We start from the raw sequence: 6,990 nt of genomic DNA, 5'->3' as shown, positions 1-6,990 counted from the left end.
GAGGAAAAATGCCCGAACCGAAGCACTTCAAGAACTACATCGGCGGCGCGTGGGTCGAGGCCGCCTCCGGCGAGCGCTACGAGAACCGCAACCCCGCCGATACCGACGACCTGGTCTCCACCCATCCCAAGTCCGACGGACGGGACGTGGACGCCGCCGTGGCCGCGGCCAGGGAGGCTTTCCAGGGCTGGCGCCTGGTCCCCGCCCCCGAGCGCGGCCTCTTGATAATGAAAGCCGCCGAAATCCTCAAGCGCCGCAAAGAGGAAATCAGTCAAATGATGACCCGGGAGATGGGCAAGGTCATCGCCGAGACCCGGGGCGACACCCAGGAGGCCATAGACTGCGGGATGTACGCCGCGGGGGAGGGCCGCCGCCTCTTCGGCCGCCAAACCCCCGTCGAGATGCGCAACAAGTTCGGGATGGCCATCCGCCGACCCGTGGGCGTCTGCGGCATGATAACCCCCTGGAACTTTCCGCTAGCCATTCCCTCGTGGAAGATGTTCCCCGCGCTCATCTGCGGCAACACCTGCGTCATCAAGCCCGCGACCTTGACCCCGGCCAGCGTCGCCAACTTCATGGAGGTCTTCGAGGAGGCCGGCTTCCCGCCCGGCGTGGTGAACATGGTCACCGGCGGCGGCTCCTCCGTGGGCCGGGCCATCGTCGAGCACCCCGACGTCAACCGGATTTCGTTCACCGGCTCGGTGGAAATAGGTAACATGCTGGCCGGGCAGTGCGGGACGCTGGGCAAGCCCTTCTCCGCCGAGCTGGGCGGCAAGAACGCCCAGATCGTGATGGACGACGCCAACCTTCCGCTGGCGCTGGACGGCGTCCTGTGGGGCGCCTTCGGCACCACCGGCCAGCGCTGCACCGCCACCAGCCGCCTCATCCTCCACGAAAAAATCCACGACGGGTTCATGGAAAAGCTCGTCGCGCGGGCCAAAAAGCTCAAGGTCGGGAACGGCCTCGACGAGAAAGTGGACATGGGCCCCGCCGTCAGCGAGGACCAGCTCAAGACCGACCTTTACTACATCGAGGTGGGCTTGAAAGAGGACAAGGCCGAGCTCGTCCTGGGCGGGAAGCGGCTCACCGGCGGCGCCTACGACAAGGGCTTCTTCGTCGAGCCGACGATTTTCACCGGGGTCAAGCCGGGGATGCGCCTGGAGCAGGAGGAGATTTTCGGCCCGATCCTTTCCGTGATTAAAGTCTCGAGCTTCGAGGAGGCGATAAAGGTCCAGAACGACACCGCCTACGGCCTCTCCAGCTCCATCTACACCGAGAACGTGAACCTGGCCTTCAAGGCGATTCAGGACATCGAGGCGGGGATAACGTACATCAACGGGCCGACCATCGGCGCCGAGGTGCACCTCCCCTTCGGCGGGGTGAAGGGCACCGGCAACGGCCACCGCGAGGCCGCCTGGACGGTGCTGGATTTCTACACCGAGTGGAAGAGCGTGTACGTGGAGTTTTCCGGCAAGCTCCAGCGCGCGCAGATAGACAACCAGTAGCCGGCTTGAAGCCGGACGGCCTTTTATGTGCGCGATTCTTTTAAACGCTGGATAACCCAAAATGTAGGGCGGGGACTTTAGTCCCCGCCGCTTTACGGATTGTGTTATTATGTCGTCTGTTTTTATTTCTTGAAGAAATGCCGAATTACACTAACCACCCAATCCGGAAACACCCCCGCCTACCGCTGGAGAACTATTCCAATCCGTCTCAGGCCTTTTCAATTACAATCTGCACAAGAGAACGAAAACGCATCTTCGTTCCCTCTGCCTTCACCGATGAGGTTTATAAATCACTTGGAGGGTGGCTGGCTAAACGGTGTACCCTAATTGCCGCCTCCATACTACCCGACCACGTTCATCTTCTGCTCGCACCCCCCAGGGAATATAACCTACCAACACTGATAGCTACCTGGAAAAGACACATTAATATGATTGCAAAACGATACGGTTTTTCCCGGTCTTTATGGCAGGCCAGCTTTTACGACCACGGGGTTAGGAAGGAAGAAGGTCTGTCTCGGATTGCGAACTATATACTGGCTAATCCGGTCAGGTTGGGTTTATGTTTGCGTTGGGATGAATATCCATACAATTACCTGAAATAATAACGGCGGGGACTAAAGTCCCCGCCCTACATTTCAGCGGATTGGAAGTTAAATCCCCCCCCTTTGCGCGGGGGGATTTTTGTGCTATTTTAAGGGTGGGAGAGTTTCGCGGGAGGACGAAGATGGAAGACTACTACCACGTCGAGGTGCGGATGAAAGACGGGGAGAAGGTCCGGGCCACGGTGCTCGGGCGCTTCGCCGCCTGGGTCTGTCCCTACTGCCGGCACCAGATGCTGGCGGAGCTGGACTTCGACCCCGGTGTCCGGCCCACCCGGGTGAGCCACTGCTGCGAGAAGACCTACCTCCTCCACGGCGACAGCGGCAGTCCGGAAAAAATCGGCTGGATCGAGGAGCAGTAGGGGCGGGCGTACACACCCGTCCGTGTTCTCGGCTTCGACCCTCACCCTAACCCTCTCCCTAGAAGGGAGAGGGGACATGGCCCTAACCTAGTCCGTGCCCACACCGATGTAGGGGCCGACCGACGGCGCGCCGTTTAGGTCGGCCCGCATCTTTTCTAAGGTAGCCCTCACCCCAGCCCTCTCCCACAGGGAGAGGGGGATTGCCCCTCACCCCGGCATGTACCTTGTCGCGATGATGTAGGGCGGGGATTCCATCCCCGCCGCTTTCACAGCCGACCCTCACCCCGGCCCGCAGGCGAGCCTCTCCCCAAAGGGGCGAGGGGATGTGGTATCCTTTTATCGAACGAAACCAAAGGAGGCCGGGTGAGGCGGGTTGCAGTGATTCTGATTCTGACGGTGGCGGCCGCCGGGGCGCTGGATGTAGGCGTGACCCTCTCCGCGAGGGGTCTCTTCGCCCTGGACTCGCCCTACGAGTTCGACGACTTCTGGGACCGGAGCATTGACGCGGGCGTCCAGTACGGCTTCGGCTTCATGCTCGACTTCTGTCTGGGCGGCGGCTTCGTCCTGGGCCCCTGCTTCAGTGGGGCCTTCTTCACCGACGACATCGCCCTGGATGACCCCTACTCGGACTTCGACCACGCCTACACCTACGACTGGACCGAGCTTTTCCTCGGGCTGGGGGCGCGCTACGATTTCGTCACCCGCGGCAACTACCGCCCCTGGGTCCGCGTCGCCGGCGGCTACCTCTCCACCGACCTCACCGTCACCGAGGTGGGCGTGGCCACGACGGACTCCTCGGGGGGCAACTGGGGAGCGGAGGCCGGTCTGGGCCTCGATCTCTACATGGCCGACTACTTCTGCGTGGGGTGGGCGTCTCCCTCTGATTTTTCAATAAAATGAACCGGCCGACGCGCCCTTGAACCCGCGCGCCACTCTATGTTAATGTGGCTGCGGGACCGGCCGATGCGTTGAAAAGGAAAAGGCAGGATGTCCTCCTTCGAGAACGTCCCCATCAAGAAGAACGGCGAGGTGGTGGCCCAGGCCATGGGCATGGGCACCCGGGTCGTCTTCCGCTGCGTCAACGAGAACTGCTACGCCCAGCTCCTGTTCAACGCCGCCGAAGTGGAGGACGGGGTGGGGACATGCCAGAGCTGCGGGGCGCGGTACCGGCTGACCCTGTCCCCGGACGACGGACGAATCGTCGGTCTGGAGATGCTCTGATCCCGCTGGAATCGAAACGTACGCGGGTCGGCGTGGGCCGGCCCTTTTAATACCGAAAGTTCGACCGCTCGATTGAATAATGTCCGGCCCCCGGCGCATAATCCGACGCGGTTCACCATTGACGGGAAAATTTTAGACTAATGGAGGAAAAATGAGCGTGAAGGCCGAGTTCCCGGCGATCGGCAAGATTTCGCCGGAGTTCTTCAACGCGGTGATTTATCCCTCCCTGGGGGCGGTGCGCCCCGAGGTGCTCGTCGGCCCGCGGCACGGGGTGGACACCGCCGTCGTCCGCATCGGCCCCGGCCGCGTGATGGTCGTCACCACCGACCCCATCTACATCGTACCGGGCTACGGCTGGGAGGAGGCGGCCTGGTTCGCCTGGCATATCCTCGCCTCCGACGTCACCACCAGCGGCTTCCCGCCGGCCTACGTGGTCGTGGATTTCAACCTGCCGATGGGCGTCACCGAGGACCAGTTCGCACGGCTGTGGGGCGTCTTTCACCGGGAGAGCGAAAAATACGGGGCGGCGGTCATCAGCGGCCACACCGCCCGCTACACCGGCACCGACTACCCCATGGTCGGCGGGGCGACCTTCATCGCCGTGGGCGACGAGGACGCCTACCTCACCCCGGCCATGGCCGGACCGGGGGACGTCCTGTGCATGACGAAGAGCGCGGCGGTCGAGGCGGTGGGCATCTTCAGCCGCCTCTTCCGGGAACGGATAGCCTCGGAGCTCGGTGAGCAGACGGCGGCCTCCGGTTGGGAAATTTTCAACCGGATGAGCACCGTGGACGACGCCCTCGCGGCGGCGGGCTTCGGCGTCCGCGGAGCGGGGGTCACGGCGATGCACGACGCGACCGAGTGCGGGGTCGTCGGGGCGGCGGTCGAGATGGCCGAGGCCTCGGGCGCCGGCCTGGAACTGGATTACGCGCTAATCACGGTTTACCCCGAAGTGCGCGCCATCTGCCGACTGTTCGGCATGCAGCCGGAAATCGCGATCAGCGAGGGCACGCTCCTCCTCGCCGTCAGGGGCGACAGGTACGAGGAATTTCGAGAGTACATGGAGGAGCGCGGGGCGCCGGTGGCGAAAATCGGACGCTTCCTGCCCGGCAGCGAGGGGATAACGGCGTTGCGCGACGGCGGACGGATCCCCCTGGCGCATCCGCGTGTGGATCCGTTCTGGGGGGCCTTCGACCGCGCCACACGCGCTTAAACCGGCACCGCGCCACCGTTCGGATTTCCGCACTTCATCCCTTTGCTTTTATCCGGTCCCTGTCCTAAACTTGGGGGAACCGTCGTCCCGAGGTGAGGGATGCCCGTCGAAGGCTTGACCCCGATTGAGCGCCCGGCGCCCACGGACCATCCAATCCACGGGCTCATCGCCGCCCGGTGGAGCCCCAGGGCGGTGGACCCCGACCGCCCCGTGGAGCGGGAGAAGCTCGTGAGCGTCCTCGAGGCCGCCCGCTGGGCGCCCTCCTGCTTCAACGACCAGCCCTGGAACTTTTTAGTATTCACCACCGAGAACCCCGAGGCTCTCGAAAAAGCCCGCGAGTGTCTCTCCGAGGGCAACGACTGGGCGCGGAAGGCCCCGGTGCTCATCTTCTCCGTCGCCCGTAAAAACTTCGCCTACAACGGCAAACCCAACCGTTTCGCGGAGCACGACCAGGGCATGGCCTCGGTCCTGGCCGCCCTGGAGGGTTATGCGGGAAAAATCGCCGACCTGCCCCCCGAGAAGCGGGATTCCGAAACCGCGCCCCGGGAACGTCGGCCCCAGGCCGCCTTCGTCCACTACAACGGCTGGCAGCCCCGATAAAAAGATGACAGCCCCCGGTCGCGTGTGCTAACTTTACGAGCGCCGCAGAGGAGTCCCATGGCCGAGATCCACCTCCAGGTGCAGCTTTCGCGACCACCCGCCGACGTCTGGAAAGCCCTCTTCATTCCAGCCGCCCGGCGCATCTGGTGGGCGTACAGCATCCAGCTCCAGCCCGAATCCGGCTCCCCCTTCTTCGAGTACTGGCGCGACGGAGAAGGTCACGAGCGCATCAGCCGGGGCAAGGTCCTCTCCATCAAGAAGCAACGCCTCCTGCGCCTGAGCTGGCAGGACGACGACTGGCCCGTAGCCACCCAGGTGGAATTCAGGCTGGCCTCCAAACGGGGAGCGACGAGCCTGATCCTGGTCCACTCCGGCTTCGAGGTCCTGGGACCCAAGCTCCAGTACAACGTGGAGGAGTACACCAACGGCTGGGAGGCGCTTCTCGAGGACCTGCGGACCTACCTGGAGGGGCCGGCCGAGGAACTCGCCGAGCCACTGGAGGACGACGAACCTTAACCCGTCAGGGTGTCATATCGTGGACGAGAAAAAATTCCGGGCCGTGCTGGAGGATATAGCCGCCGAGATGGGCCGGGGCTCCCGCGTGGCCAAGGAAAAACTCGACGAGTGGACGGTCAAGGTGAAGGACGCCTGGCCCGAGGTGGAGAGTAGCTTCGAGCGGTTCGGCCGGTCCTTCGCCGCCAGTATCGGCGCCTTCGCCAAGGCCTTCCACGACGCCTACCAGGGAGAGGACAAAAAGGGGGCGGAGGATGAAAAAGAGTAACTATGACCACCCGGTACGAAGGGGCGTGATTGCGGCCGCTTTCACTCTGGCGGTCCTTTTGCTCCCGGCCGGTTGCGCCTCGCCGACCGAGGTGGAGGGCGCATCCATGTGGTGGCCCCAGGCCGTCGGCTGGAGCTGGCTCTACGTCGCGACCGACCAGGGGGGAATCGAGGTCGAGGTGAAAATCGACGACACCGCCGAGTACGGGGACCGGGAGTGCTTTGTCAACGAGTTCGGCGACTACGACGCCCACGAGGGGATGCTCGTCGCGGTCCACCCCGTCTCGGACGAAGCCTTTGAAATTTGGGACCAGAAAATCTGGGTGAACCTGGGGGGCGGCACATGGGTCGAGACGGAGCTGCGCTACACCGACCCGATCACCGCCCACCTCTCGGGGACGCTCAACGACCCCGTCTCGGATGACGCCGAGGGCGTCATGTACGTGAATGGATTCCCCGTCGGCGACGGGTTCACGGCCACGCTGACCTCGGAAACCCTGGAGACCGGCGTGGAGCTCGAGGTCCAGGGCGAAACTTATTCCGACATGCGACGGGTGGAGTTCACCCTCGAGCGGGAAGACCAGGACACGGTCATCTCCTCCGGGTACTTCAAACGGGGCGTGGGGCTGGTCCGGGGGGAGGGCCTCTGGGGCTACGGCGTGCTGGAGCTCGAGAGCTACGAGCAGCCGTAGAACTTGATGTGGCACTAG

The 6,990-nt window shown here is 63.6% G+C and carries 9 protein-coding genes; all 9 read left to right on the top strand.

Annotation, left to right across the window (positions count from 1 at the left end; all coding sequences use genetic code 11):
• The first annotated feature begins 8 nt into the window (after window positions 1-8).
• Complete coding sequence (locus NTW26_10750; GenBank protein MCX7022729.1) at window positions 9-1,505, top strand: aldehyde dehydrogenase family protein; 1,497 nt, start codon at window positions 9-11, stop codon at window positions 1,503-1,505.
• Between the two features lie 724 nt (window positions 1,506-2,229).
• Window positions 2,230-2,466, top strand: coding sequence for a hypothetical protein (locus NTW26_10745; GenBank protein MCX7022728.1), 237 nt, complete (start codon window positions 2,230-2,232; stop codon window positions 2,464-2,466).
• 363 nt (window positions 2,467-2,829) lie between these two features.
• Window positions 2,830-3,366 (top strand): hypothetical protein, encoded by a 537-nt coding sequence (locus NTW26_10740; GenBank protein MCX7022727.1) that lies wholly within the window; start codon window positions 2,830-2,832, stop codon window positions 3,364-3,366.
• Window positions 3,367-3,453: 87 nt separating this feature from the next.
• Window positions 3,454-3,687 carry a hypothetical protein gene (locus tag NTW26_10735; protein MCX7022726.1) on the top strand — a complete coding sequence of 78 codons (234 nt, stop codon included), beginning with the start codon at window positions 3,454-3,456 and terminating at the stop codon, window positions 3,685-3,687.
• A 151-nt stretch (window positions 3,688-3,838) separates the two neighbouring features.
• Entirely contained in the window at window positions 3,839-4,900 is a 1,062-nt protein-coding gene (locus tag NTW26_10730; GenBank protein ID MCX7022725.1) for an AIR synthase family protein, read from the top strand.
• A gap of 99 nt (window positions 4,901-4,999) precedes the next feature.
• Window positions 5,000-5,500, top strand: coding sequence for a nitroreductase family protein (locus NTW26_10725; protein MCX7022724.1), 501 nt, complete (start codon window positions 5,000-5,002; stop codon window positions 5,498-5,500).
• Window positions 5,501-5,557: 57 nt separating this feature from the next.
• Window positions 5,558-6,016 carry an SRPBCC domain-containing protein gene (locus NTW26_10720; GenBank protein MCX7022723.1) on the top strand — a complete coding sequence of 153 codons (459 nt, stop codon included), beginning with the start codon at window positions 5,558-5,560 and terminating at the stop codon, window positions 6,014-6,016.
• A gap of 19 nt (window positions 6,017-6,035) precedes the next feature.
• A complete protein-coding gene (locus NTW26_10715; GenBank protein ID MCX7022722.1) occupies window positions 6,036-6,281 on the top strand; it encodes a hypothetical protein in 246 nt (81 codons plus the stop codon).
• Window positions 6,268-6,972: a hypothetical protein gene (locus tag NTW26_10710; protein ID MCX7022721.1), complete on the top strand. Its 705-nt coding sequence runs from the start codon at window positions 6,268-6,270 to the stop codon at window positions 6,970-6,972. The genes NTW26_10715 and NTW26_10710 overlap by 14 nt, the downstream gene beginning before the upstream one ends.
• Window positions 6,973-6,990 lie beyond the last annotated feature (18 nt).

The organism is bacterium, from assembly GCA_026398675.1.
Taxonomy (GTDB): Bacteria; RBG-13-66-14; RBG-13-66-14; order RBG-13-66-14; family RBG-13-66-14; genus RBG-13-66-14.
Note: the sequence above shows the minus strand (reverse complement) of the source record. Positions and strands in the feature narration are given on the sequence as shown.